The sequence below is a fragment of the Nitratireductor indicus C115 genome, from assembly GCF_000300515.1.
In the GTDB taxonomy this organism is placed as follows: domain Bacteria; phylum Pseudomonadota; class Alphaproteobacteria; order Rhizobiales; family Rhizobiaceae; genus Nitratireductor; species Nitratireductor indicus.
This window is the reverse complement of record NZ_AMSI01000009.1, coordinates 171,477-198,105: the sequence shown is the minus strand read 5'-3', so window position 1 is coordinate 198,105 and position 26,629 is coordinate 171,477. Positions and strand designations below refer to the sequence as shown.

23 protein-coding genes and 1 tRNA gene are annotated in these 26,629 nt (G+C 61.1%); 13 read left to right on the top strand and 11 right to left on the bottom strand.

Annotated elements, in window-relative coordinates; all coding sequences use genetic code 11:
* Positions 1-16 precede the first annotated feature (16 nt).
* Entirely contained in the window at positions 17-1,927 is a 1,911-nt protein-coding gene (locus NA8A_RS14640) for a putative bifunctional diguanylate cyclase/phosphodiesterase (RefSeq protein WP_009451101.1), read from the bottom strand.
* A 270-nt stretch (positions 1,928-2,197) separates the two neighbouring features.
* Between NA8A_RS14640 and NA8A_RS14635 the strand changes: the two genes are divergently transcribed.
* The 5 genes from NA8A_RS14635 to NA8A_RS14615 all read left to right on the top strand — a co-directional run bounded on the left by NA8A_RS14635 (position 2,198) and on the right by NA8A_RS14615 (position 6,949).
* Positions 2,198-2,590, top strand: coding sequence for a RidA family protein (locus NA8A_RS14635; RefSeq protein WP_009451100.1), 393 nt, complete (start codon positions 2,198-2,200; stop codon positions 2,588-2,590).
* A 146-nt stretch (positions 2,591-2,736) separates the two neighbouring features.
* Positions 2,737-3,735, top strand: a complete 999-nt coding sequence (locus tag NA8A_RS14630) for a TRAP transporter substrate-binding protein (RefSeq protein WP_009451099.1) — start codon at positions 2,737-2,739, stop codon at positions 3,733-3,735.
* Positions 3,736-3,917: 182 nt separating this feature from the next.
* Positions 3,918-4,394, top strand: coding sequence for a TRAP transporter small permease (locus NA8A_RS14625; RefSeq protein WP_009451098.1), 477 nt, complete (start codon positions 3,918-3,920; stop codon positions 4,392-4,394).
* The gene (locus NA8A_RS14620) at positions 4,391-5,671 is read left to right on the top strand and encodes a TRAP transporter large permease (RefSeq protein WP_009451097.1); all 1,281 of its coding nucleotides are present in this window, start codon (positions 4,391-4,393) and stop codon (positions 5,669-5,671) included. The genes NA8A_RS14625 and NA8A_RS14620 overlap by 4 nt, the downstream gene beginning before the upstream one ends.
* Before the next feature lie 33 nt (positions 5,672-5,704).
* Positions 5,705-6,949 (top strand): Zn-dependent hydrolase, encoded by a 1,245-nt coding sequence (locus NA8A_RS14615; RefSeq protein ID WP_009451096.1) that lies wholly within the window; start codon positions 5,705-5,707, stop codon positions 6,947-6,949.
* A gap of 31 nt (positions 6,950-6,980) precedes the next feature.
* On the opposite strand, the gene NA8A_RS14610 is transcribed toward NA8A_RS14615, so the two are convergent.
* The 3 genes from NA8A_RS14610 to NA8A_RS14600 form a co-directional block, all read right to left on the bottom strand.
* Positions 6,981-7,901 carry a LysR family transcriptional regulator gene (locus NA8A_RS14610; RefSeq protein ID WP_009451095.1) on the bottom strand — a complete coding sequence of 307 codons (921 nt, stop codon included), beginning with the start codon at positions 7,899-7,901 and terminating at the stop codon, positions 6,981-6,983.
* A 102-nt stretch (positions 7,902-8,003) separates the two neighbouring features.
* Positions 8,004-9,392 carry an aldehyde dehydrogenase family protein gene (locus NA8A_RS14605; RefSeq protein ID WP_040672688.1) on the bottom strand — a complete coding sequence of 463 codons (1,389 nt, stop codon included), beginning with the start codon at positions 9,390-9,392 and terminating at the stop codon, positions 8,004-8,006.
* A gap of 37 nt (positions 9,393-9,429) precedes the next feature.
* Positions 9,430-11,058: a GMC family oxidoreductase gene (locus NA8A_RS14600; RefSeq protein ID WP_009451093.1), complete on the bottom strand. Its 1,629-nt coding sequence runs from the start codon at positions 11,056-11,058 to the stop codon at positions 9,430-9,432.
* 171 nt (positions 11,059-11,229) lie between these two features.
* On the opposite strand from NA8A_RS14600, the gene NA8A_RS14595 reads away from it, so the two are divergent.
* Positions 11,230-11,964 carry a GntR family transcriptional regulator gene (locus NA8A_RS14595; RefSeq protein ID WP_009451092.1) on the top strand — a complete coding sequence of 245 codons (735 nt, stop codon included), beginning with the start codon at positions 11,230-11,232 and terminating at the stop codon, positions 11,962-11,964.
* Here the strand turns inward: NA8A_RS14595 and pta are convergent.
* From pta to NA8A_RS14565, 6 genes are all read right to left on the bottom strand, one after another.
* A complete protein-coding gene (gene pta / locus NA8A_RS14590; RefSeq protein WP_009451091.1) occupies positions 11,931-12,965 on the bottom strand; it encodes a phosphate acetyltransferase in 1,035 nt (344 codons plus the stop codon). The genes NA8A_RS14595 and pta overlap by 34 nt on opposite strands.
* 38 nt (positions 12,966-13,003) lie before the next feature.
* Positions 13,004-14,788 carry a sulfoacetaldehyde acetyltransferase gene (xsc, locus tag NA8A_RS14585; protein WP_009451090.1) on the bottom strand — a complete coding sequence of 595 codons (1,785 nt, stop codon included), beginning with the start codon at positions 14,786-14,788 and terminating at the stop codon, positions 13,004-13,006.
* A gap of 71 nt (positions 14,789-14,859) precedes the next feature.
* On the bottom strand, positions 14,860-16,761 hold the full coding sequence (locus NA8A_RS14580) for a TRAP transporter permease (protein WP_009451089.1): 1,902 nt from the start codon (positions 16,759-16,761) through the stop codon (positions 14,860-14,862).
* A 110-nt stretch (positions 16,762-16,871) separates the two neighbouring features.
* Positions 16,872-17,894: a TAXI family TRAP transporter solute-binding subunit gene (locus NA8A_RS14575; RefSeq protein WP_009451088.1), complete on the bottom strand. Its 1,023-nt coding sequence runs from the start codon at positions 17,892-17,894 to the stop codon at positions 16,872-16,874.
* A 78-nt stretch (positions 17,895-17,972) separates the two neighbouring features.
* A complete protein-coding gene (locus NA8A_RS14570; protein ID WP_009451087.1) occupies positions 17,973-18,389 on the bottom strand; it encodes a Zn-ribbon domain-containing OB-fold protein in 417 nt (138 codons plus the stop codon).
* 2 nt (positions 18,390-18,391) lie between these two features.
* Positions 18,392-19,600, bottom strand: a complete 1,209-nt coding sequence (locus tag NA8A_RS14565; RefSeq protein WP_040672641.1) for a thiolase family protein — start codon at positions 19,598-19,600, stop codon at positions 18,392-18,394.
* A 153-nt stretch (positions 19,601-19,753) separates the two neighbouring features.
* Here NA8A_RS14565 and NA8A_RS14560 point away from each other — a divergent pair, with 153 nt between their 5' ends.
* The 4 genes from NA8A_RS14560 to NA8A_RS14545 all read left to right on the top strand — a co-directional run bounded on the left by NA8A_RS14560 (position 19,754) and on the right by NA8A_RS14545 (position 24,964).
* Positions 19,754-20,659 (top strand): LysR family transcriptional regulator, encoded by a 906-nt coding sequence (locus tag NA8A_RS14560; protein WP_009451085.1) that lies wholly within the window; start codon positions 19,754-19,756, stop codon positions 20,657-20,659.
* 154 nt (positions 20,660-20,813) lie between these two features.
* Positions 20,814-21,608, top strand: a complete 795-nt coding sequence (locus tag NA8A_RS14555; protein ID WP_009451084.1) for an enoyl-CoA hydratase/isomerase family protein — start codon at positions 20,814-20,816, stop codon at positions 21,606-21,608.
* Between the two features lie 22 nt (positions 21,609-21,630).
* Complete coding sequence (locus tag NA8A_RS14550; protein ID WP_240532794.1) at positions 21,631-22,848, top strand: acyl-CoA dehydrogenase; 1,218 nt, start codon at positions 21,631-21,633, stop codon at positions 22,846-22,848.
* 10 nt (positions 22,849-22,858) lie between these two features.
* Positions 22,859-24,964, top strand: a complete 2,106-nt coding sequence (locus NA8A_RS14545; RefSeq protein WP_009451082.1) for an acetate--CoA ligase family protein — start codon at positions 22,859-22,861, stop codon at positions 24,962-24,964.
* Between the two features lie 29 nt (positions 24,965-24,993).
* On the opposite strand, the gene NA8A_RS14540 is transcribed toward NA8A_RS14545, so the two are convergent.
* Positions 24,994-25,069, bottom strand: a tRNA-Ala gene (locus tag NA8A_RS14540).
* A gap of 233 nt (positions 25,070-25,302) precedes the next feature.
* On the opposite strand from NA8A_RS14540, the gene NA8A_RS14535 reads away from it, so the two are divergent.
* The 3 genes from NA8A_RS14535 to NA8A_RS14525 all read left to right on the top strand — a co-directional run bounded on the left by NA8A_RS14535 (position 25,303) and on the right by NA8A_RS14525 (position 26,606).
* Complete coding sequence (locus tag NA8A_RS14535) at positions 25,303-25,596, top strand: YggT family protein (RefSeq protein ID WP_009451081.1); 294 nt, start codon at positions 25,303-25,305, stop codon at positions 25,594-25,596.
* Between the two features lie 2 nt (positions 25,597-25,598).
* Complete coding sequence (locus NA8A_RS14530) at positions 25,599-25,919, top strand: DUF167 family protein (RefSeq protein ID WP_009451080.1); 321 nt, start codon at positions 25,599-25,601, stop codon at positions 25,917-25,919.
* Positions 25,920-25,994: 75 nt separating this feature from the next.
* Positions 25,995-26,606, top strand: a complete 612-nt coding sequence (locus tag NA8A_RS14525) for a hypothetical protein (protein WP_009451079.1) — start codon at positions 25,995-25,997, stop codon at positions 26,604-26,606.
* The last annotated feature ends 23 nt before the right edge of the window (positions 26,607-26,629 follow it).

Here is a 26,629-nt window from a genome sequence, read left to right as displayed (position 1 = left end):
GAACGCGAAGCGGCGTTCAGCACAATTGCGAGCTGTTGCGCCGCCGGGTACGCTCTTCTTGCAGGAGATCGAGCGCCTGCGCTGCAGGAAGAGCCTTGGAAAAGAGATAGCCCTGCGCCATTCGGCAGCCGAGCGACTGCAGCGCGGAGCGCATGGCCTCGGTCTCGACCCCCTCGGCCATGACATCGATATCCAGCGCCCGGCCGATATCGATCACCGCCTTCACGAGCAGCTGGTCCTCCGAGGATTTCGGCAGGTCCCGCACGAACGCCTTGTCGATCTTCACCTTGCTGATGCGCCGGTCCTTGAGTGAGGCCAGGGTTGAAAAGCCGGTGCCGAAATCGTCGAGCGCAATGGAGATGCCGGCATGTGCCAGGCGACCGAGCTTCTCGTCCACCCGGTCGGGATCGACCGGCGCTTCCTCGGTGATCTCTATCTCGAACATGGAAGGCGGCAACCCTCGCGCCATCAGGCCATCGAGGACGAGATCATCGATATTGCCGGCTTCGAGCTCACGCGGGGAGACATTCATGGCCACCCGAATGCCGTGAAATTTGGCTTCAGCCAGGTTGCACATCATGCCGCAGCAATTGTTGAACACCGCCTCGGTCAGAAGCTGGAGCATGCCCGTCTGGCGAGCCGCCGCGACGATTTCGGGCGGTGCGATCGCGCCGAGTCTGGGATGCCACCAGCGTAAAAGCGCCTCAAAGCCGACCACCGCGCCCGTATCGAGCTGCACAATGGGCTGGAACCACGTGCCCAGCATGCCGGTCTCGATTGCCGCGCGCAGATCACGTTCGATGCACTGGCGCCGCTTCAACTCCTCTTCCAGCTCCTCGTCAAAGACGCGGAACTCATTTCGGCCGCGATGCTTTGCGGTGTAAAGCGCAATATCGGCACGCAGCAAAATCTCCGTCAGCCGCAGACGTTCGGCACGATAGATGCCCGCCGAAGCACCGATCCTGATCGATGCAATGCCGGGATAGGGGCTCGCGACCCTTGAGATAAGCCGGGTAACCAGTTCCGCCGGGTCCGGCGCATCCGCACGGCTTTGAAGCAGAAGAACGAATTCGTCGCCGCCAATCCGCGCAATGGTCGTTTCCGGTCCGGCTTCCTCCCTGATCCGGAGGGAGATTTCGGTAAGAAGCTGATCGCCGATCTTATGACCGTAGGTATCGTTGACCGATTTGAACCCGTCGAGGTCCATCAGGATGGCGATGAAGGGTCCTTTGACGCCGTTGAAGGATTCGATGGCATGTTCCAGCCCTCGCCTGTTGAGCATGCCGGTCAGAGGGTCTTCTCGCGAAATCCGCTCCATCTCAGCCGCGCCGCGCTCCGCCTCGTGCCGCAACCGGCTGGTCTCGAGAAACCGCGCCTGCCCGAGAAAAACACCCCGGAACAGGCCGGCAAGAAACAGAAGCACCGCAAAGGCGAGAACGCTGTCGCCAACGGTTCCCTTCGTTGCGAGGCACGCCGCTGTGATCAGAAGCGGCGGGGTGATGAAACTGATCGGCGAAACCGCGTAGGAGACGCCGTAGACCACGGCTCCAGCCGAGATGCCGGCGAGAATGAGCAGATGCACCGTCGATTCCGGAGCCGTGAAGCCCGCCGTCAGATAGGCGATGAAAGACCAGGCCACGCCCGAGAAGAACGCAAGGATGCCGTAAATCCGCAACCAGTCGGATGCATCCCTGGCAGGGCTGGCGGGGCAGAAACGGGCAATGATGATGCGCGCAACATTGATGATATTGACGACCGCGAACCAGACAAGGACATTTGCCCCGTCGCCCGCGTTCAGTTCCACCGCCAGAATGAGCGCCGAAAGCGCAGTGCTGATGGGGAGTGAGAAATATAAACCGGCCTTGAGATCTTCCAGCTGATCGGCGCGCACCCGGAACTCAAGTCCATTGCCCGCTCTGTTTGCCATGTTAGATCAGCTCGGCTTTCAAATGTTGTTTGAAAGCATTGTTTAGCCGACTGCTCTAAAGAGCAGGTTAACCGGATGGCCGCGGATTCACTTCTCTAAACAAGAAAGCAACGGGTTCGCTCTTTCATACCGACGCAGCCTGCGGCAGCCTGGTTGCGCCTCTCCTCCGGGCAGACCAGCCTGACGTTGCATAAATACGCATAAGGATGGAGATAGATCGCTTCGCCCTCACCCGATAGGAGACGAGGCAACCCAACGGGACCCCTGGCCATGAAACACGAGATCATCGAAATCCCTGTCATTTCCGACGCCATTCGCAGGCTCGGCGCCCCCACTTCCGCTCTGACGCGCGTCGACGGGCTTCTCTACACCTGCGGCATGCCGCCGATAGACCTGAAGTCGGGCGAAATCGTCAAAGGCGATATCACAACGCAGACAAGGGCTTGCATGGAGGCCCTCGGTGTCACGCTGCGTCATGCCGACTCTTCCTTCGAGCGCGTTTTCAAGTCACTCGTATTCATCACGGACAATGATTTCGCAGGCCCCATGAATGCGGTTTACCGCGAGTATTTCCCCAATGGCTTCCCGGCAAGAAGCTGCGTGACCATCAGGCCATGGACGCATTTCGACATCGAGATCGAATGCATTGCGACTGTCGACTGAGGCAACCGCTGCCCGGAAAACGGTCGAAAAGACATGTCGTTTCCATAAGCGGATGCAATGTTTGCCATTGCGCCCGTCTATTTGCGCTTGCCGACACCCTCTCCGATTAATGTTTGCTGGAACAAACACAACAACAAGAGGGTGACATGAAATTGGGAACTTCAACCATTATCCGCAGTGTTTCGGCCGCCGTTCTGGCAGGCTTCCTTGGCCTGTCCACTCAGTCTCCGGCATCTGCCGAAACCACCATTCGCCTCGGCCATGTGCTTGCCGATACCCATAGCTGGCATGAGGCCGCGACCGGGTTCGCCAAGGACGTTGCCGAAAAGACCGAGGGCCGCGTCAAGATCGAGGTCTTCCCTTCCGGCCAGCTGGGCACGGAGAAGGAAGTCATCGAGGGCATGCAGATCGGCACGATCCAGGCAGGCCTCATCGGAAGCGGCTCGTTCCAGTTCGTCGAGCCGAAATTCGGCATCATCGAGATGCCCTATGCATGGACCAGCCGCGAACAGGCATTCGCCGCGCTCGATGGCGACCTCGGCACGGCCCTTTCCGACCTCTTGCGTCCCAAGGGCATAGAGGTTTTGGGCTGGTGGGAGAACGGCTTCCGCAACATCACCAACAATGTCCGCCCGATCGAAAAGCCCGCCGATCTCGAAGGTCTCAAAATCCGGGTGACACCCGACAAGGTGCGCCTCGCCACGTTCGAACTGCTCGGCGCGCAGCCGGCACCGCTGTCTTTCGGCGAACTCTATTCCGCGCTCCAGCAGGGCGTGTTCGATGCGCAGGAAAACCCGCTTTCCATCATCGATTCCGCCTCCTTCTTCGAAGTGCAGAAATACGTCTCCATGACGGGCCACATCTGGGGCGCCGCCTGCCTCACCGTATCGAGCGTCACCTGGGCGCAGATTTCGCCCGAGGACCAGGCCGTGGTGAAAGAAGCTGCCGTCAAATGGGGTAATGCCCAGCGACAGATGATCGCTGACAGCGAGACCGCACTCATGGAGAAACTGAAGTCGAAGGGCATGCAGTTCAACGATGTTGACAAGGCTGCCTTCATCGAGGCTCTGCAACCCATCTGGGAAAGCCAGAAGGATGTCTTCGGCCCTGAACTCCTTGCTGTGATGGATCGCTACCGCAAGTAATCCCGAAGGCCGGTTCGCCACGCCGGGCCGGCCCTTCCGCCGTTCAGGACAAGTGCTCCAGAGCGTTTCGCGACCGGATGAAACCACCCGGTCTCCGCCTCGATGAGGAAACGCAAAGACAGGGCGCTGCCCAGTCCGGGGTACTGCCCAGTCCAGGGCACTACCAAGTCAGCGAGGTTGACATGTCGGATACATCGGTTCCGCAGTCGCGGGTTGCAAATGCCATCGACAGGCTGGCGCGGGCTGTCGGGGCTGCGGGCATCGCCGTCTTCGCCTGCATGATCGTCTATGTCGTCATCTGCCGTTACGTCTTCTCCTTCACACCGCGCTGGTCGGAGGAAATCCCCCGCCTGCTCCTGATCTGGGTGACGTTCGTCGGCGCCGTTTCCGCCTTCATTCGCGGCACGCATCTGTGCGCCGGACTGACCGATCTCATGGTTGCACCCGGCCGCTTTCGCAGGGTCCTGTCCGCGCTCGCGCATCTGGCGACCTTCCTCTTCCTGGTCGTCGTTTTCTGGTCGGGATGGAAGATCACCGTGCTGACCTGGTCGCATGAAACCACCGTGATGAGCTGGCCAGCCGGTCTTGTCTATCTCGCGCTTCCGGTAACCGCCGTCTTCGCGTTCGTCGCCCTTGCCTTTGCGGAGCTGCGCAAATGAGCCTCGCCCTGATCGTTCTGTTTGTCGTCTTCATTCTCCTGCTTTTGATCGATGCGCCCATCGTCATCGCGCTGGCTCTCTCCTCGGTTGCCTATCTCCTGGTCGGCAACGCCCTTCCGGTCATGGTTGTCGCCCAGCGCATGGTGGCCGGCATCGACAGTTTCACGCTTTTGGCAATCCCTCTCTTTCTTCTTGCCGGCCTCCTGATGGTGCATGGAGGACTGGCCCCGCGCATCGTCAATCTGTGCGCGGCTGCGGTCGGCCAGCGTACGGGCGGCCTCGCTATCGTGATGATCGCCGCCTGCATGATGTTCGGCTCTCTTTCGGGTTCCGGCGTCGCCGATGTGGTGGCCATCGGCTCCATGCTGCTGCCCGCCATGAAGGAGCGCGGCTATCATCCGGGCTTTTCGGCAGCCGGCCTTGGATGCGCCGGCTCGCTGGGCACCGTCATACCGCCATCCATCGTGCTGATCGTCTATGGAACCGCCACGGGCACGTCGATCGGCCAGCTCTTCGTTCACTCGATCGGTCCGGGCATCCTCTTGGGCCTCGGCCTGATGGTGGTTGCCTGGTGGATTTCGCGCAGGAATGGCTGGAAGGGCGGCGAGCCATTTTCGTGGGCGCGGTTTTTGACGGCGCTGCGCGAATCCATCTTCGCCCTGCTTGCCCCGATTATCATCGTCGGCGGCATTCGTTTCGGTGTCTTTACACCGACCGAGGCTGCCGGCATCGGCGTCGCCTATGCTTTCCTGGTCGGTGCTTTCGTCTACCGCAAGCTGACTTTCGCGAAGATTTTCGACCTTTTGCGCGAAACCACGGAGATGACCGGCTCCATACTCATCGTCATCGCCGCAGCCTCCGTTTTCGGATGGATCCTGACCGTCGAGCAGGTACCGCAACTGGTGGTCAACGCGATAACCGGCGCTACCGGCAGCGCCACGCTGGCCCTGCTTTTGATGATGCTTGCCGTTCTGGTTCTGGGAACCTTCATGGAATCCATCGCCATCATTCTCATTCTGGCCCCCGTATTCATGCCCGTGATGCGCGCCTACGAGATCGACCCCGTCTATTTCGGTGTGCTTCTGACCATCAATCTGGCAATCGGCGCCAACACGCCGCCACTCGGCATCGACCTCATGGCGGCATGCCGCACCGGCGGCATACCGATGGCCGCGTCTTTCCGCTATCTCCTGCCCTTCCTCGGCGTCATGATATTCATCATGGTTCTTCTGGTTCTCTTCCCCGGCCTCATGTCCCTCATGACCTTCGGTATGTGACGCTATCCCTGTAATCGCTTTGAAAGGTGAACCATGTCGTTCGCATCGAACACACGCATCAACATCGACCGCTACTGGTCGACGATCGAGAGTTCCGCCGAAATCGGACGCGGACGCGAGGGAGGGTTGGCCCGGCTTACCTTGACCGACGACGACCGCACGATGCGCGATCTCTTCGTGAACTGGTGCCGCGACGCAGGACTCTCCGTCGAGATCGATGAGCTGGGCAATATCTTCGCAAGGCGTGAAGGCACGGATCCCTCGCTGCCTCCCATCCTGATCGGCAGCCATCTCGACACCCAGATCAATGGTGGCAGGTTCGATGGCATTGCGGGGGTTCTGGCAGGGCTGGAAGTGGTCCGCACACTCAACGATGTCGGGCACGTTACCAAGCGCCCCATCGTGGTCGTCGACTGGACGAACGAGGAAGGCGCGCGTTTTTCGCCCCCCATGGTCGCCTCGGGCTGCTTTGTGGGTGCTTATGACGTCGAGTGGGTCAAGGATCTGATCTCAGACGATGGCGCGCGTTTCGGCTCCGAACTCGAACGCATCGGCTACAATGGCAACAAGCCCTGCGAGGCCGGCGAGATCGACGCCTATTACGAGTTGCACATCGAGCAGGGACCCATCCTCGATCTGGAAAGGCGCGATGTGGGTGTAGTGACGGGCGGCTACCCGAGCTACGGCATGCGCGTGCGTTTTTCAGGCAAGACGGCACATACCGGTCCAACCCCGATGGACCTGCGCCGCAATGCCCTGATCGCCGGCGCCCGCTGGCTGACCGCCGTCGACGATATCGGCTGGGATTTCGCCATCGGTGACGGTAAGGCCACCGGCGCGCGGCTCGCTGCCTGGCCGAACAAACCCGGCATCCTTTCCGACACGGCCCAGGCGATCTGCGACGTGCGCCATCCCGACCCCGCCACCGCACGGGTGATGGGAGAAAAGATGCGCCGCGCCGTCTTCGAAAGCGCTGCGCGCGCCGGCTGCGAGGCCGTCATCGAGGACGAATGGTTCTGGGGCGGAGACATTTTCGACCGCGCAATGGTCGACGGTATCCGGGAAGAAGCGGTCCGCATGGGCTATGACTGGCGCGACATCCAGTCCCAGGCCGGTCACGACGCCTATTTCCTGGCCCGCCATTGCCCGACAGCGATGATCTTCACGCCCTGCAAGGGCGGCATCACCCACAACAACGAGGAGAATTGCGACCGCGCCGATCTCGAGCCGGGCGTGAACGTTCTGCTGCATGCCGTGGTGGCGCGCGCCGACCGGTGAAAGCGGCCGGACAGGCAGGGGTCATGCGCCTTCAGTGCATGTCCGGATACAGCCCGCGCAACTCGCAGACCAATTCAAGGAAGCGTTGTTCTGCGGGCGAATATTCGCACTCGGGATGCGTGACGAGAAACACGTCCGCCCCAAGCGGAAAGTCCTTGATTTCGAGCGGCCACAAGAGCCCCTTTGCGACCTCGTCCTGGGCTGCGGTGACCGGCAGGATGCCGATCCCCAGCCCGGCCACGATCATGCGGCGCACTTCCTCCAGATTGGGGCTTTCGCCGCTGATGCGTTCGCCCAGCCCCAGGCTCTCGCTCAGCACCGTCATGGGTTCGAGCCCCATGCCCTTGGTGGCGCAGGTGAAGGAGACGAAGGATTCCTGCCGCAGCTCCCGTTTCTCCACCTCCTTGCGTCCGAAGAACGGGTGTTCCGCGCCGCAATAGACGCTGAAATCCTCACGGAACAGAAGCTCGCAATTCAGGCTGAAGACCGGGCGCGCGAGAAGGCAAAGGCCGATGCCGCATTTCTCCGTCTGAATGCGCCTCACCGTCTCCTGGCTGTTCTGCACTTCGATTACCCAGGTAACCGAGGGATGCCGCTGATGATAAAGGCGCAGCGCCTCGTCGATCAGCGATGATTCCAGGTTGGAGATGATCTGCAGACGAAGCTCGCCGAACTCCTCGACATATCTCTCCTGGGTGAGCTGGCCGATCCGCTCCACCGAGCGGAAAATCTCGCTGCATTCCTGATAGACGCGTTGCCCGCGCGCCGTCAGTTCGAACTTGCGGCTGCCGCGCAGAACAAGCTGGCACGCAAGCTGCTCTTCGAGCCTTTGCAATGCCTGGCTCACGGAAGGCTGGCTCATGTTGAGTCGCGCCGCCGCCCGTGTGAGGCTGCGCTCCTCCGCGATCATGAAGAAGGATCGCAACAGGTTGAGATTGATGTCGTTCAACATGCGCGCAAGCTAGCCCAGACCGGGTATGCGGGCAATCTGAACACGACAGGCGGGAGACGCCGGATGCGTCCCCCGGGTCACGCGGCCGTTCCGTCAGGCGTTTCAAGCCATGGCGCGGCGATAGACCGTATGTTCCGACGTGTAGAACTGGATGGTCGAGGGGCCGTTCGATCCGCCGACACCGAGCGCACTGTCTTTCACGCCGACGAACGGCAGATGGTTTTCCGGAAAGCTGCCGGCATTGATATGCAGCATGCCGCTTTCGCTTTCAGCCGCGAAACGCTCGATCACCGGTGCCTGCTCGGAATACAGGCAGGATGCCAGGCCATAGGAAACCTCATTGGCGATGGACAGCGCCTCGTCGATATCCGCGTAGGAGATCACCGAAAGCACGGGCCCGAACACCTCTTCGCGCGCCACTTCCATGTCCCGCGTCACTGAGGAAAGAATGGTCGGCGCGTAGAAGAAGCCGCCCTCGGGCGTATCGATCTTCTCACCGCCCGCCGCCACGGTCGCCCCCGCCGCACGCGCCCGCGCGACAAAACCGGCGACATCCTCCAGCTGCTTGCGGCTCGAGAGCGGCCCCATTCTGACCCCTTCCAACGAGGGGTCGCCTGGCGCGATGGCCCGGGCACGCGCTGCTAGGCCCGCCGTGACGGCCTCGGCGATCTTCTCGTTGACGATGACCCGGCTGACCGCAGTACAGCGCTGTCCGCACACCGCGAATGCGGCGGCCATGATCTGGTCGAGCACCTTGTCGAGATCGTTCGCATCGTTGAGGATTGCCGGGTTCTTACCGCCGAGCTCCAGCGACACCTCCGCCAGATGGCTCGCCGCTGCGATCGCCACGCGCTTGCCGACCCCGACCGAGCCGGTGAAGCTGATGGCGTCGATACCCGAATGCTCGCACAGTGTCTGCGCCAGCGCGCCCGAGCCGATGACGACCTGCAACAACCCTTCAGGCAGCGTCTCGGCAGCGATCCGTTCCATGATGACCAATGCACCCGGCGTCAGGCTCGCGGGCTTTAGAATGATCGCATTGCCATAGACCAGCGCAGGGATTGCCTTGCGCACCGGGGTGCTGAACGGGAAATTCCAGGGATTGATGCCAAGCACCACACCCCGCGGCCTGCGCGTCGTATAGGCCACCGTTCCCGGCACCTGCGAGGGAAAGACCTCGCCGATGGGAGCCCCTGCCCGTGCGACGGTCATGCGGCCCTCGCCGATGGCTTTGCCGATCTCGCCGCGCGCCTCCGCGAGCGGTTTTCCCATCTCCCTCGTGATCGAAGCCGCTATTTCCTCCGTTGCCGCCTCGAGCGCATCGAGAAAGGCAGCGACACGCTTCCCGCGCTCGGGCTGGGGCACAGCCTTCCAGCCCGCCTGGGCTGCGCGAGCCCGTTCGATGATTGCATCGAGCGCCCTATCCCCAATTTCCTCATAGGTCGCGACAATGGTTTGCGGAGCAGCGGGATTGCGGATTTCAATCGTCATTTCTGGTGCTTTCTCAAGTTCGTGCAGGAGGGAACGCTCACGCGGCCGGACGCTCGCCGCGGGCGGCATCGTTTGTGCCAAGAATGATCCCGGCCGCCTTCTCGGCAATCATGTAGGTGGGCGCGTTTGTGTTTGCGGACGTGATCCTGGGCATGACCGACGCGTCGACCACACGCAGCCCTTCGACGCCGTTGACACGCAATTGCGGGTCGACAACCGCATGCTCGTCCGAGCCCATGCGGCAGGTGCCGACCAGATGATAGACCGTGCCGGACATGCGTCGGATCGCGCCGAGCACTTCCTCGTCGGTCTGATACTCCTCTCCCGGAATCACCTCGCGCCGCCAGCGGTCACGGAATGCCGGTTGGCGATAGAGCTCGCGAACGATACGCATGCCTTCGACCATCGTGTCGCAATCGCGCTGGCGCGACAGATAATTGAGCCGGATTTCCGGATCGGAGAAGGGATCAGTATCGCGAATGCGGATATCGCCCCGGCTTTCGGGATGGCATTGCCAGAACGAGGTGGTGAACCCTGAATAGCGATGCAGAGGCGTGCCTGGCTTGTCCACGGAGAGCGGCATCACGAAGAGCTGCAGGTCGGGCCGGCCGGCATCGGCATATTTGGTGCACATCGCACCACCCACCTGTCCCGCGCCGACCGTCAGCGGCCCCCGCGCGCCGAAAAGCCATTCAAGACCCATCTGCGCGAGCTTCAACGGATTGCGGACGTGATCGTTGAGGGAATCGCGCTTGTCGGTGAGTTCGACAATGGTGCGCATCTGGAGATGGTCCTGCAGGTTCGCCCCCACCTCCGGCGCGTCATGGCGCACCTTGATGCCGTGCTGGCGTAACAGCGCCGCCGGACCGATGCCGGCGAGCTGGAGAAGCTGCGGTGTCTGCACGGAGCCCGCACACAGGATCACCTCGCGCTCGGCGCGCACGCTCTTCTGTTCGCCGTTCTGAAGGTAGGTGACGCCGACCGCCCGCTTGCCCTCGAAGACAAGGCCCGTCACCCCTGCCCGCAGTGCCACGGTGAGGTTCTGGCGATCGCGCACCGGGTGAAGAAAAGCGGTAGCCGCGCTGTCGCGCCAGCGTCCGTTAAGCGTCAGCTGATAGCTTCCGATGCCGTAGGTGGATTCGCCGTTGAAATCGGGATTGTCGGGCAGACCGTAGCCGCGCGCCGCATCGAGCCAGTCCCGGCAGGCCGGATTGTCGTTGCGCAGGTCGGACACCCCGAGCGGCCCATGCGCGCCGCGATATTGTGAAGGCGGGCCATCGTAGCGCTCGATGCTGCGAAAGCTCTGCAGCACATCGCGATACCCCCAACCGGTCGCCCCCATGGCCTCCCAATCGTCGAAATCCTGATGCTGCCCACGGATGAAGATCAATCCATTGATGGAACTCGACCCGCCCACCACACGGCCGCGCGGGCAATCCATCCGCCGTCCGGCAATGCCTTCATCCGGTTCGCCACGGTAAAGATGAGAAACGCGGCTGTTGTAGATCGACTTGAAATAACCCACCGGCAGCTTGAGCCAGAAGCGCCGGTCATGGCCCCCCATCTCCAATAGCAGCACCCGTGTTTGTCCATCTGCAGTAAGCCGGTTGGCAAGGGTCGAGCCCGCCGTTCCCGAGCCGACGATTATATAGTCGTAGCCGGACATATTGCTCCTTCCCGCAGGCGTCGGTCCGCAGGGGTTAGGGAAAAGTTCTATATTTAGGCATAATCTCCGCACGGCTTGCGCGCAACCCGAAATGTCTAAATATAGATATTTAAGGCTTGAGGCGCCCTGCCGTCCCTTGTCCGGACGCCGCGCAAGGAGACGACGAGACACATGACACCGCAAAATGTTCTCCGCCAGAGCCGCGCGCCTCTCTATCTCCAGGTCGCGGAAATCCTGCGCCAGAGGATTGCGCGCGGGACATGGCGCGAAGGTGATCTATTGCCCACGCTGAGCGATCTTGCCAATGAGTTCTCCGTCGCCAAAATCACGGTCCGTCAGGCGGTCAAGCTGCTTGAGCAGGAAGGTCTTCTGGCACCACGCCGGGGGCGCGGCACGACGGTGCTGCCGCAGGCTCCCGCCCAAAGACCGCTCAAGGTGGAGACGCGCCTCGCCGATCTCCTTGAAGTCTATTCGGGCGACACGCCGGATCTCGTCGGTCTGGAAGACCGGCGGGCGGAACTTCCCGGCTCCCCCGAAATCGGAACTCCTGCACCGGAGGGCTATCACCTCTTGCGCCGCATGCATTCGCGCGAGGGGCAGCACTATTGCATCATCGCGATCTATTGCGCGGTGCCGGTGTTCGAGCGCCATGCCGCACGGTTGCGTGAGGAATTGGCCCTGCCGGTTCTTTTGCGCTCGCCCGACATCGACATCCGCAAGGCGCACCAGACGCTTGTGATCGGAAAGAGCGATGACGAGACCGCCAGCCTGCTCGGCCTCGCCATCGGCGACCCGGTCGCCAATGTGCGGCGCATCCTGTGCGATGCCAGCGGACAGATTCTCTACCTGGCAGACGTGATCTATCGCGGCGATTACATCCGGCTCGAAATGGACCTTCTGGCCTGAACCGTTCCGGCACTTGCCGCCTGCACTGCGGTGATCGCGATGGCGGCCAGCACGTCATCGACACTGCATCCCCGCGACAGGTCGTTCGCAGGAAGCGCCAGCCCCTGGAGGATCGGCCCAATGGCGTCCAGCCCGCCAAGACGCTGGGCGATCTTGTAACCGATATTACCGGAAGCCAGGTCCGGGAAGATGAAGACATTGGGACGCGCCGAAAGCCGGCTCATGGGCGCCTTGTGCTTGCGCACCGCATCGTCGATGGCCGCATCGAATTGCAATTCCCCATCGATCTCGAGGTCCGGCTCCGCTTCACGGATCATCGACACCGCCTGGCGTATCCTGCCGAGGCTTGCATGCTCCGCCGAACCCGCTGTTGAAAACGAGAGCATCGCCACGCGCGGTTCCTCGTTCAGGAGCTGGCGGCACGTGACGGCGGAAGCTCTCGCTATCGAAGCAAGCTCCCCCGCATCTGGCAGAACGTTCAACCCGCAATCGGCAAAGATCATGCCGCCCTTCACCGCCGCCCGGGTTTCGCAGGAGAGCATCAGAAAGAAACTCGAAACCACCGACACGCCGCTCGCAGGCCCTATGAGCTGCAACGCAGCACGCAGGGTCTGCGAGGTGGTATGGCTTGCTCCACCAACCGTGCCGTCGGCCTGCCCAAGACGAACCCGCAATGCCGCCTGTATCATCGGATCAGCAACGCCGGCCCGCGCCTGCTGCAAGGACACCCCCTTGTGCGCCCTCAGGCGGTGATATTCCCGTACGAGCTCATCGATATCGTCTGCACGATCGGGATCGATGATCCCGACGAGACCGCCCGCACCCAGCTCTTCCAGCGCCGGCCTCAGGACGGACGGGTCCCCGAGCAACGTCACGCGCGCCAGTCCCTCCCGCACGGCGCGGACCGCGGCCCGCTGAATACGCGGGTCGTCCCCCTCCGGCAAAAGAATATACCGTTGAGCCGTGCGGGCGATATCGTAGATTCGAAGAAGCGGCTTCATCGATCATATCGCCCTTGAAGCTTCCGGTTTCGCGCGGCTCAGACCGCCATCTTCTGCGGCTGCATGTCGGACCGGTCGATGCCTGCGACAACCACCGGCTTCTTCATTGCATCGCGCCGGAAGGGTTCACCGAGCTCCTGGTTGAGAAGCACCTCGATAAAGGTGGTCTCACCCTTCTTCATTTGCCGTTCGACAGCATCTGCCAACGCTTCGGTAAGCTGCTCGGTCGAGCGAACCGTCACACCATGCGCGCCACATGCTTTTGCAATGCCGGCATAGGAGGTACCCCGATCCAGTTCAGTTCCGACGAAATTATTGTCGTACCAGAGCGTGGTGTTCCGCTTTTCCGCGCCCCATTGATAATTGCGGAAGATGACCATTGTGATGGCCGGCCACCCCTTGCGGCCGCACGCTGTCATCTCGTTCATGGAAATGCCGAACGCGCCATCCCCGGCAAAGCCCACGACGGGTGTATCCGGGTTGCCGATCTTGGCGCCAAGGATCGACGGAAAGCCGTATCCGCATGGCCCGAAAAGGCCGGGCGCGAGATATTTGCGCCCTTCGTCGAACATTGGATAGGCATTGCCGATGGCGCAATTGTTGCCGATATCCGACGAGATGACCGCATCTCTCGGCAGCCCGACCTGAATGGCGCGCCAGGCCTGCCGCGGGCTCATCAGATCGGAATCCCGCTGGCGGGCTTCCTCGTTCCACACGGTGCCCGGATCATCGAGTTCATGATCGAGCGATGAAAGCTCCTGCGCCCAGCGCGACTTGGTCAGGGCGACGAGATCACGCCGCTCGATTCGCCCCTCGTCGCCAGCCTCCGGAGAAAGCTGCGAGAGAATTCCGCGCGCAACCTTGCCCGCATCACCCTCGATCCCGATGGAGACCTTCTTGGTCAGGCCAATCCTGTCGGCGTTGATATCGACCTGAATGACCTTTGCACCGGCCGGCCAGTAATCGATGCCATACCCCGGCAATGTCGAAAACGGATTGAGCCTGGTGCCAAGCGCGAGCACGACATCCGCCTTCGCGATGGTCTCCATCGCGGCCTTCGATCCGTTGTAGCCGAGCGGCCCCATTGCAAGCGGGTGCGAACCGGGAAAGCTGTCATTGTGCTGATAGTTCGAACAGACGGGCGCATCGAGGCGCTCCGCCAGTCGAACGAGATCGGAAATTGCACCCGAAAGCACGACCCCCGCACCCGATAGAATGACGGGAAACCTGGCCTCGGACAAAAGACGCGCGGCTTTCGCCACGGCCTCTTCGCCGCCCGAGGGCCGCTCGAACTGCACGATCTGCGGAAGTTCGACATCGATGACGCTCGTCCAGATATCCCGGGGGATGTTGATCTGCACCGGCGCGGAGGCCCGCCAGGCCTTCTGGATCACACGGTTGAGAACTTCCGCAACCCTTGAGGGATCGCGAACCTCCTCCTGATAGCATACGCAGTCGGCAAATAGCCGGAGCTGCTCCATCTCCTGAAAGCCGCCCTGACCAATTGTCTTGTTGGCGGCCTGCGGCGTCACAAGCAACATCGGCGAGTGATTCCAGTAGGCCGTCTTCACCGCGGTCACAAAGCCGGTAACACCGGGCCCGTTCTGCGCGATGGCCATCGCCATCTTGCCGGTGGAACGGATGAAACCGTCGCACATCATCCCCGCATTGGTTTCATGCGCACAATCCCAGAAGGTGATCCCCGCCTGCGGAAACAGGTCGGAAACCGGCATCATGGCCGAGCCGATGATCCCGAACGCATGCTCGATACCATGCATCTGAAGGACTTTTACGAAGGCTTCCTCTGTCGTCATCTTGGTCATGGCAACAATTCTCCTGGGTCGAGGCCTCGCCCCCGCGGTGCGACCGCGGGCAAGGCGATTTGATAAAAGCGCTATGTGTTCTGAAATTCCGGACGCATCGCCTTGCCGCTTTCCTGATTGGCCCTGATCTGGGAAATCAGCACCCAGGCGAACACGACACAGCCAATCACCAGCATCGGATATTCGATCGGTAGTTCATCGACGTGTCGGAACACCGAATATCCAAGCAGGCAGAACGCCGACACGGCGGCAAGGAGCCGTTCCCGGGCCGTGAACATCGTCAACCCGCACCCGTAGATCGCTGCGGTAAGCGCAGTCATGCCGAGAGGGACGGCGACAATGGTCCCGATACCCCAGGCCCAACTGACCGGATTAAAGGTCAGCAGCGGGTTGAAGATGATCAGGAACGGAATGATGAAGCCGGAAATGGCCAGTTTTGCAGCCGAAAGCGAAGTCTTGAAATAGGGCGCCCCGGCAAGCCCCGCACCCGCCAGGGCCGCAAGCGCCACCGGCGGCGTGAGGGACGAGATGACGGCGAAGTAGAATGAGAAGAAATGCGCGGCCATCGGATCGACCCCCATCTTGATCACCGAGGGAATGACCACGATGGCAACCAGCGTATAGGCTGCGCTGGTCGGCACGCCGCACCCCAGAATGATCGAGACGACCATCGTCAGCAGGAGCCCGATCAGAAGATTGCCTCCGCTCAGAAGCTCGACAAGGCTTGCGATCTTGTTGCCAAGGCCGGTCGTGATCAGCGTCTGGGCCACCAGTCCGACGATAGCCAGGGAAATGCCGATCTGCGCCCCGATGATCGCCCCACTGGTGAGGCTGCGGCAAAGATGCGGGTATTTCGGCCGCGTCTGCGGATCGACATAGGACAGGGCCACGGCAAGGATGATCGCCCAGAATGCCGCGTTCGCCGGGCTGTATTGCAGGATCAGCATGGTGACGAGCACCGCCAGCGGAAGCGCGAACAGGGGCAGGCGCCGCAGCAGAACGCGGTAGTTGATCCGCTCGAGCGGTGGGCGGATGTCGCAACGCACGGCCAGGAACTGCACGCCCAGCATGACGCCCCAGAAATACAGGATGGCAGGCAGTATGCCCGCCAGCATCACCGCATCGTAGGAAACGCCGAGAAAGGATGCCATGAGGAAGGCGGCTGCCCCCATGACCGGGGGCATCAATTGCCCGCCCGTCGATGCCGTTGCCTCGATGGCTCCCGCATGCTCGGGTTTGTAGCCGACCTGTTTCATGTAAGGGATCGTGAAGGCGCCGGTGACCGCGACATTGGCGACGGCCGCGCCCGAAATCATGCCGATGAAGCCGCTTGAAACCACTGCAGTCTGGCCGGGGCCGCCGCGGAAGGCCTTACCGGCGATCTTGCCTGCCTCGAGGAAAAAGTCATTTACCTTGATGATGCCGAGCAGCGAACCGAATACCACGAACAGGAAAACCTGATTGGCGGAAATGCCGAGAAAGGTGCCGAAAATGCCCGACAGCCCGATGCTCAGATAAGAGACGACATAGTCGAAATTGAACGGACGGTGATGCAGGTGCCCCGGAATGAGGTGGCCCCACAGAAAGTAACCGACGAAGATCGCCGACACGATGGGCAGCGTCCATCCCCATGTGGCCCGGGTGGCAATCACCACGAGCGCAATCAGGAGAACGCCCACCACCACGTCTATCCCTTCGGGATAGCCGAAGACTTCTTCCAGATGGACGATGTTCACAAACACATAACCGGCCGCAACTACGCCAAGCACGGCCAGCCCGATATTGCATATGGTTCCGAACGCGCCCCGCGCATTGCGCGCCTGGTTCAGGAACAGCAAGACGAAGATGAAGCCGAGATGCACGGCTTGGTGTTCGTAGGAACCGAGAAACAGGTACTGGGTCGATACCATCTGATATGCGACCATCATCAGCCCGACCGCAAGAATGGCGCCGTCCAACAATCTGATCTGCATGGCTTCGATGCTCCGTTAGGCGCGGGCAAAGCGCAGTGAGTTGTTTCTTGAAAACTCGGGAGGAGCCGCTTCGAGTACATTCGAGCGGCTCCCCAATATGCTGATGCCGGCTAATCGATGAGGCCGGCTTCCCGATAGGCGCGCAGCGCTCCCGGATGAATGTCCTCTGGATCCCATCCGTAGATCATGCCCTTGGGAGACATCAGCTTGCCTGTCGCCTGGTATTCGCCGAACTTCTCAATGTTATCGAGAATCAGCTTGGTCACCTTGTAGGCGACCTCTTCGGGAAACTCCGGTGCGACCATCCAGGCAACGCTGTCGGCGAAGCCCGCCATGGGCTCGGTGATGGTGGGATCGACACCGGCCGGTATCGTCACATTGGCCATGCTTACACCGGCCTCACGCGCCTTCGTGACCATGTCCGCACCCCAGTCGAGATGATGCGGATTGCGCCCCGATGCCAGAAACTCGATGGTTTGCGGGCTCAGCATCATCCTGTCGCTGACCGGATCGATGTAGCCGCCGACGATCGCTGCGTCGGCCGTGCCGTCGAGCAGCGCGTCCACCGATTCCTTCGTTCCGACATATTGAATATTGACGTCCTTGTCGCTGAGACCCCAGCCATCCCTCAGGATTGCGACCGGCTGAATGGCCCAGTTGATCTGCGCCCGCCGTCCGACCGCGACCTTCTTTCCCTTCAGGTCCTCGATCGTCTTGATGTTCTTGTCGAGCGTCGCCAGCCAGCTGGAATTCAGATTGTAGTTGGCGATGAGCTTGAAGCCCGGATACTTCTTGTCGAAGGGTTCGACGCCTGCTTTCGCAAGACCCTGCACGCCACCGCCCGACCCCACGATCGTGTTGGTTTTCAACTCCGGCTCATTGTCCAGCTTCTTGATGTTGAATACGAAGCCGGGGCTTTCCGAATGCGTGATCGTGACACCGATATCGCTCTTCTTGGAAATCTCCTCAAGCGCCGATCCCATTACATAGGAGCCGGTGCCGAACGGAGCGCTGATAAGATTGATCTGTGTCGTTTCCTGCGACAGGGCACTGCCCTGCGACAGGGATGCTGCGGCCAGTGCAATCGCGCCGATGGCGAGGCCGCGTTTTATCGAGTTCGATGCGATTTTCATAGCAATTCTCCTCCCAGAAAATGCGTGCTTCTCCAGTCCAAAGGGTGGAGCCGCTCTTGGCGCCCCCCTTCGGAAAGCTCATGCAGGCCGGAATTTCGGGATGCCCGCTTCTTCACTGATCGGCTCGAAATAGGCCTTCACCCTCATGCCGATTTGCATATCCTCCGCGGCCACGTCGGTGACCTGCGCATACATCCTTGCGCCGCCATCGATATCGATCAGGCACATGATGACGGGCAGCTCCGCCTGCCAGCCCAGATGATTCATCGCAACGGAGTGGGAGACCGTGTAGGAATAGACCGTTCCGCCAGTCTGCATTTCGGTCCATTCCAGCCCACGATCCCCGCATTCGATGCACCAGGGCTTCGGATGGAAATTCACCGTGCCGCAGCTGGGGCACTTTTGCATCACGAGCCGCCCTTCGCGCGCCGCAGTCCAGAACGGGCGCGTCAGGTCGGTAATGTCCGGCAGGGGTTTGGCCGCTATGCTTTCCATCTTCACGCCTCCGATCCGAGAATGACTGAAATGCAGCTCCGCCCCGGACGCCCATAGGGGATGCCGCCAAAACCGCAGACGGCACCGATGCCGGCATTCGGGACCTGCCGCCCCTCGGCCTCACCCCGCAATTGCGTCACGCCTTCCACGAGCGGCATGAAACCGCCATTGGCACCGCCGGGCTGCCCGCCGGAGAGTTGCCCGCCGTCGGTGGACATCGGAAAATCGCCGTCGAACCGCAGGTCGTGTTCCTCAAGGAATTTGCCGCCCTCGCCTTTCTTGCAGAACCCCCAATCCTCGATGGTTTTCATGGAAATGAAGGGGTAGTCGTCATAGGGCTGAAGGAAATCGATATCGTCGTGCCCGACGCCCGCCATTTCCATGGCACGCGGCGCCGACTCCGAAAAACCGGTAACGGTCACATCGGGAAAGACCCGCGACCCGGAATAGAAATTGTTGGTTTCGCCGAAGCCGAGCACATAGACAGGCCTGTCCGTGATGGCCTTGGCGGATTCGGCCGAGGTCACGATATAGGCCAGCCCGCCATTCACGATCGGCACGCAATCGAAGAGCCGGATCGGATCCGATAGCATCCGCGAATCCAGATATTCCTGCAGCGTGAACGGCTTCCGGTAGATTGCACCGGGATTCAACGACGCATGATACCGGTTGGTGACCGCCACCTTGCCGAGCTGCTCGGGCGTCACCTGATGTTCATGCATGTAGCGGCGCAATATCAGCGCGAACTGGGCCGTCGCTCCCATGACCCCGAATGGCCCCTGGAAATCCCAGAAGACGCCGCGCGTCCGCTCTGGCGACAATGGCAGACCCGGTGCAAGAGAAGGCATGCTGAGGGGCGTGTCCGCTCCCACGATCAGGGCCCTGTCAATCACGCCGGCCTCGATCAATGTCGCAGCGCGGATGAGCATCGATGTGGCCGAACACCCTCCCTGATCGCCACGGATCAGGGCGTTCGGACTGATGCCCAGATTTTCCGCCGTCGCCGCCGACCAGTTGACGGTATGAGCCACTTCGGCATGCGAAACGCCAAGCCCTTGACCATCGAAATCGGATTTCGACATACCCGCCCGTTCAAGCGCCAGTTCAGCCGCCCAGGCGATGTACTCATCCACCGTAAGCACGGGCTCGCCCGGCTTCAGCCGGCTATAGGGCGTCCGGCCATAGCCGACAATGGCTACCTTTCCTCGCATGAATTCTCCTCCCTGGGCGGGCAACGAATGCATGCCGGCCCTTCATTATCCGAGCCAAGGATGTGCAGGAGAGGATTATTTGTCTAATTTCTATAGGGAATAGATTTTATTGACAGGCTAAATATTGTGATCGTGCCACGAGGAGGAGCTTTCATGAATCTCAGATCGATGGACCTCAACCTGTTATTGGTTTTCGACGCGGTCTATTCCGAGCGCAGCATCTCAAGGGCGGCGTTACGCCTCAACCTTTCCCAGCCGGCAGTGTCGAATGCATTGGCGCGTCTGCGCCACACCGTCGACGACCCGCTATTCAAGCGCGAAGGGAGTGGCATGGTGCCGACGCCGCGCGCCAAGTCACTGCGCGATCCCATTCGCCAGGCTCTGGAACTCCTGGAGCGGGGTTTCCGTGGCGATGAGGAGTTCGACTATTCCAAATCCAACCGCGAATTCGTCATAGCCGTCGAGGATTATGGCGAAACCGTACTGATTCCACGCTTCATCGACTGGCTGGCGGAGGCCGCGCCCGGCATCCACATCCAGATCCGGCCTGAGCCGAGTTCATTGTTGACGCGCGAACTTCGCGAAGGAACAGTTGACCTCGCACTGGATTATTTCGCCCTGCAGGGCGAGGGCTTCGTCAGCAAATGCGTTCTCACCGAAGGTCTGGTGACGCTTTCCCGCATCGATCATCCGAAGCTCGGGGAGCAACTCACCCTCGACAGCTATCTCGATCTCCAGCACGTTGTCATAACCCCACGACGAAAATCCCGACCCATGATCGATCTCGCGCTCAACAAGCGGGGATTGAAGCGGGACATCGCGCTCACCGTTCCGCATTTCCTCTCCATGCCGGCAGTGGTTCAGCGCTCCAACCTCCTTGCAACGCTGCCGCGCAGAATGGCCTTCATCTACGCGGATCATTTCCGCCTGAAGACCTATACGGTTCCTGTGCGCACGCCCGAGTTTCCGGTGTTTCTCATCTGGCATGACACGCACGATGCCGATCCTGCCCACCGCTGGCTGCGCAATCACCTCATCGCCCTGTGCGAAAATCTCTAGCCTGTGCGCGAAAGTCAGGTCCTGCTTTGGACAAAGCGGTACATCGCCACCGCATGTTTTATTCAGGTTCTGAATAATCATTGTCATCAAAATAAATTGGACCAGAAAAGCTCGTCTTACTAGCTAGGTGGGCCTCACCGGGATTTTGATGACTATGTCCGACTATCAGACGATCAGGTTTCACCAGGAAGGGGCCAAGGCATTTCTGACCTTCGACAGGCCCGACGTGCTGAACGCGCTGAACAATCAGATGATCGCGGAGGCTCTCGATGCCGTCCGCAATCTTCCCTCCGGCACGCGCGTGCTGGTGGTGCGCGGCACGGGCGACAAGGCCTTTGCCGCAGGAGCCGATCTGGAGGAGATGCAGCGACGCACCCCCTGGAACGAGATCGACTTCGGCGCCCGGCGCGAACTCGCCCGCAGGCTCGAGACAGCGCCCTTTCCGACCCTTGCGGCAATCAATGGATATGCGCTTGGCGGCGGGCTGGAACTCGCGCTTGCCTGCCATCTGAGAATCGCAAGCGCCACCGCGAAGGTCGGTCTGCCCGAAACGCGAATCGGCATCCTGCCCGCCAATGGCGGAACCGCGCGCCTGACCCGGCTGGTCGGCCGGGGACGCGCCCTGCGGATGATCCTCCTCGCCGAGCATGTCGATGCGATGCAGGCGGAACAGCTGGGCATCGTCGACTGGGTCGTAGCGCCAGAGATATTTGACGAGGAGGTTTCCAGCATCGCGCACAGGCTCGCAAAGCTCGCGCCGGTTTCCGCACGGGCGATCATCGACACCGTCTCGCGCAGCGCGGACATGACGATTGACCACGCTATCGACTACGAACATCGCTGGTTCCAGATCTGCCTCGGCTCAGCCGACAAGCAGGAAGGCGTCGACGCCTTTCTCCAGAAGCGCACGCCGGATTTCGGCAGGGCGGACAATAGAGATCGTTTCTGATTGCATCTCGGGAGGAGAACCCATGGAAAATCCTGAACCGGCGCAGCATATCCTCGACCGGGCACGGATGAAGGGGGCCCAGTTCTCCTGGGAGGATCCCTTTCGCATCGAAGACCTGCTGACGCAGGAAGAAATCATGATCCGCGACACTGCGCGCAGCTACGCGCAGGACAAGCTGATGCCGCGTATTCTGGAATCGAACCGCAATGAGACCTTCGACATCGAGGTCATGCGGGAAATAGCCGACCTTGGTTTCCTCGGGGCAACGATTGAAGGCTTCGGTTGCGCAGGCATCAGCTATGTCGCCTATGGATTGATCGCTCGCGAGTTCGAACGGGTGGACACGAGCTTCCGCTCGGCGCTAGGCGTGCAGAGCACACTCAGCATGCTGCCGATTTATCTCTACGGCTCGCAAGAGCAACGCGAGAGATTTCTGCCCGCCATGGCGCGTGCGGAAATGCTGGGATGCTTCGGTCTGACGGAACCCGATCACGGTTCCGACCCCGGAGGCATGCATTCCCGCGCCCGCAAGGTCGACGGGGGTTATCGCCTTACCGGAAACAAGACATGGATCACCCATGCACCCATAGCCGACATCATGATTGTCTGGGCGAAAGACGACGAAGGAACCGTCCGCGGCTTCATTCTTGAGCGCGGCATGGAAGGTCTCGGCACAAGCAAGATCGAAGGCAAGTTTTCCGTCCGCGCTTCTCCCACGGGACAGATCCACATGGACAATGTCTTCGTTCCCGATGAGAATTTGTTGCCCGGTGCAAAAGGCATCGGGGCACCATTCGGCTGTCTAAACAATGCCCGTTTCGGCATTTGCTGGGGAGCTGTCGGTGCGGCGGAATTCTGTTGGCAGACCTCGCGGCAATACGCGATGGATCGAAAGCAGTTTGGAAAACCGCTGGCAGCGAACCAGTTGGTCCAGAAAAAGCTCGCAGACATGCAGACCGAAATCACGCTCGCCCTGTTGTCATGTATCCATCTGAGCCGCCTGCGCGATGAGGGAAAGGCAAGCCCCGAGATGGTTTCCCTGTTGAAGAGAAACAATGCCGGAAAGGCTCTGGAGATAACGCGCATGGCGCGCGACATTCATGGCGGCAACGGCATTTCCGACGAATACCACGTCATCCGCCACCTGATGAACATGGAAACCGTCAACACGCTCGAAGGCACGCACGACATCCACGCGCTCGTTCTCGGGCGCGCCCAGACCAATATCTCGTCATTCTAGGGCCGCGCCAATGACCTATGCAAACCCCGACCGCCGCGAGACTATTAGCCGGCTTTTAAATCCGAAATCGATAGCCGTCATCGGCGCCTCCTCAGACTTCGGCAAGGTCAACGGACGCCCCCTGAAGCATCTGATCGAAAAAGGTTATGCCGGGCGCATCCTGCCGGTTAATCCCAAATACGAGGAGATAGCGGGCCTTGTCTGCTATCCGAGCATCGAGGCGCTTCCCGAAGCCGCCGACCTGGCGATCATCGCCCTGCCCGCCGCCCATGTGTGCGATTGCGTCGAGAAACTCGGCAGGAAGGGTATCCGCACCGCCGTCATCTTCTCCTCAGGCTTTGGTGAGATGGGTGATGAAGGCAAGGTGCTGGAGAAACGGCTGGCGGAAACGGCAAAGGCGGCGCGGGTCATTCTCCTCGGGCCCAACTGTCTCGGTTTCGTCAATGCATTCGACAATGTCTACGCGACCTTCAGCCAGTATGCCGATGGCGAAACCGGCGCCGGCCCGATCGCTTTCGTCACGCAGTCAGGCGCCTTCGGCACGGCGATAGCGGCCCTCGTGCGCCAGAGGGGATTGGGTCTCGGATACTTCCTGAACACCGGCAATCAGGCGGATTTGAGTTTTGCCGAGCTGATGATGGCAATTGTCGAAGACCCGCGCATCAAGGTCGCAGCCGGTTATCTCGAAGGTATTACCGATGGGGATGCTCTCGTTCGTCTTGCGCGCAAATGCCAGGAACTCGGAAAGCCGCTGATTCTGACAAAGGTCGGCCGCATGTCCTCAGGTGCCCGTGCCGCTGCGTCGCACACCGGCGCGCTCGCCGTGTCCGACGCGGTGTTCGACGCTGTGGTAAGGCAATATGGCGTCCTGCGCGCTCGCAACGAAGAACAGATGCTCGACATGCTGGAAGTCTTTTGCCAGCCGCGCCGCGCCTGCGGAAGCGGGCTTGGCATCGCAACCCAGTCTGGCGGTGCGGGCGTCATGATGGCGGACCGCGCCGAGGAAGTCGGCCTCACAGTACCTGAACTGGGCGCGGCAACGCAGGCAAGACTTGCCGCTGTCATGCCTGCCTTCGGCGCAGCCGGCAATCCGGTGGATGTCACCGGTCAGTTCGTCGCCCGGCCCGAGCTGCTGACAGAATCCGTCGTTAGCCTTCTCGATGATCCGGACATCGACGTCGCGATCGTCTGGCTGCAGCTGATGACGGCCCATGTCGAACCCTTGCTCGGTATTTTCCGCGAAATCCAGCAACGCACCGTCAAACCCTTTCTTGTTTGCTGGGTCGCAGCTCCCGACGCCGCCATAAAGGGGCTGCGCGCCGCAGACATCCCCGTCTATACGGCGGGGGAACGCGCCGTCGAAGCCGCAGCCGCGCTTGCGCGTTACGGAATGCAACGCAAGACCAGCGAAGATGCCGTCAGCCCATCAGGGTCCCCTGCCTGTCCCGGTACCACTGGCTCCGGCATGCAGCCCACCGTGGAGGCATCGTCCTGGCTGCGCGAAGCAGGCATTCCCATGGCACATGCCAGGCTCGCCGAGAGCGAGGACCACGCAGTTGCCCTGTGGCGCGACAGCGCTCGCCCCGTGGCCTTGAAGATCGAGTCCCCGGATATTCCTCACAAGACCGAGATCGATGGCGTCATTTTGAACATCGATGACGAGGCAGGCATCCGATCCGGATATCGCGCTTTGATCGAACGGGCCCGCACTGCGATGCCCGATGCCCGATTGTCGGGTGTGCTCGTCCAGGAAATGGCGGAGGGGCATGTCGAGCTCGTGATCGGTGTGCAGCGCGATCCGGTCTTCGGCATGATCGTCATGGTGGGCTTTGGAGGCATACTGGTGGAGGTTCTCAAGGATGTCACCTTCCGCCGCGCACCGTTCGATCGGAGCGAGGCGTACTCCATGCTGGACGACCTGCGCATGAGCAGGATTCTCGACGGCGTTCGTGGCAAACCCGCCGTCGACCGCGAAGCGATATCCCTGTTGCTGTTCCGCCTGTCGCATTGGGCGGCGGCGATGGAACCCCGCCTGTCGGAGCTTGATCTCAACCCCGTTCTGGTAGGCGAAGCAGGCCCCAGCGTGGTCGACTGCGTCATGATTCTCGAGGAATGACAAAACCCTGTCAGCGGTCAGGCCGGGTTTGGTGGAGCTGAGGGGGATCGAACCCCTGACCTCGTCATTGCGAACGACGCGCTCTCCCATCTGAGCTACAGCCCCGTTCCACCGATGGGCCGCATTTAGGTCTGCGCACGCCAGCCTGTCAAGAAGCGAGTTACCGTCTGGAGCGTCCCCGAGATCGTTTTCTGAGGCGACACGCGGACCAGTGCCGAAACCGTAAAAACACCGCGTAGGCTTGCCGCTTCGGGCTGCAATGGCTACATGTCGCAAACATTGCGGCACGGTCGGAAACGGCAGCCCGCGCCACAGTCAACACGGCCCAGGAGACCGGCATGCTCGCGCTTATCCAGACCCTCGTCATGGCGCTCGACATTTATTGGTGGCTCATCATCGCATCGGCCGTCTTTTCCTGGCTGTACGCATTCAACGTGGTCAACCCACGCAACCAGTTCGTGGGCAGTATCGGCAATTTCCTTTTCCGTGTGACCGAGCCCGCCCTGCGTCCCATTCGCAACCTGCTGCCGGATCTGGGCGGCATCGATATTTCGCCCATCATTTTGCTCCTGATCCTGTTTTTCCTGCGTCAGTTCCTGCTGACGACCATCGCCCCCGCGCTTCTTTCATAAACATGGCGGAAACGCCCGCCTGCTTCCGCCTGACCGATGCGGGGTTGGTGCTGTTCGTACGGCTCACCCCGAAGGCGTCACGCGATGCGCTGGAGGGTCTGGGTGAAACCGATGACGGCCGCAGCCACATGAAGGCGCGGGTGCGGGCCGTTCCTGAAAACGGCAAGGCCAATACCGCGCTGGAGAAACTGGTCGCGAAAGGGTTCGGCATTCCCGCAAGCGCCGTCTCCGTAGTCTCCGGCGCGACGGCGCGTCTGAAAACGGTCGAGCTGAAGGGCGATCCGACAGCGCTGCACGAAGCCCTGAAACGGCTCCTCGCCTGAGAGCCCGAAAAGCGATTTCGGTCCCGGCACCCTTGGGTTAAGCTCCGCCGAACCGAATGCACCGGAGCGACGAAGATGCGGCTGCCACTCTCGATTCTCTTTCTCGCCGGCTTGATGGGCCTTGCCCAGGCGGCCGAGATCGAAAGCGCCTACACCGAATTCGACATTGAGAAGGACTGCGCCCGGTTTTCCGGACCACCCGCCGACGAGCCCGCCGATTGGGCCAATTTCGTTTGCCCGGGATGGCGCGGCTATCCCGTGCTCGTCTATTACGGCGATCTTCGGGAATCGCTTTTTTACGGCTTCCCCCCGACCGGCGATCTCGCGCCCGCATGGGAATCCTTCTCAGCCTTCAACAGGACCGGGCCAACTGTGGAATGGCGCATTCTGAAGGAAGAAACCCGACAGGTTCCGCTCACGACCATTCATCGCTGGTTTGTCAGCCAGGGCGAGGAAGGTGACAAGGACATAGAAGTTCTGGTGGTGGAGAAGGTTGGCCAGCTCACCGAGCGCGACGGCTGCGTTCTGGGCTATGTAGTGGCGACCGGAAACGAGAACGCCAATGAAAAGGCCCGCCATATCGCCGATGAGCAGGTTTTCGATTTTGCCTGCGGCGCCGATCAGCCGGTGATCGATGCCGGGACCGTGCCTCTCCCCGCACCAGCGACAGGGGACGGCAGCGAATAGAAGTTGGCCAGGTAAAACCCCGC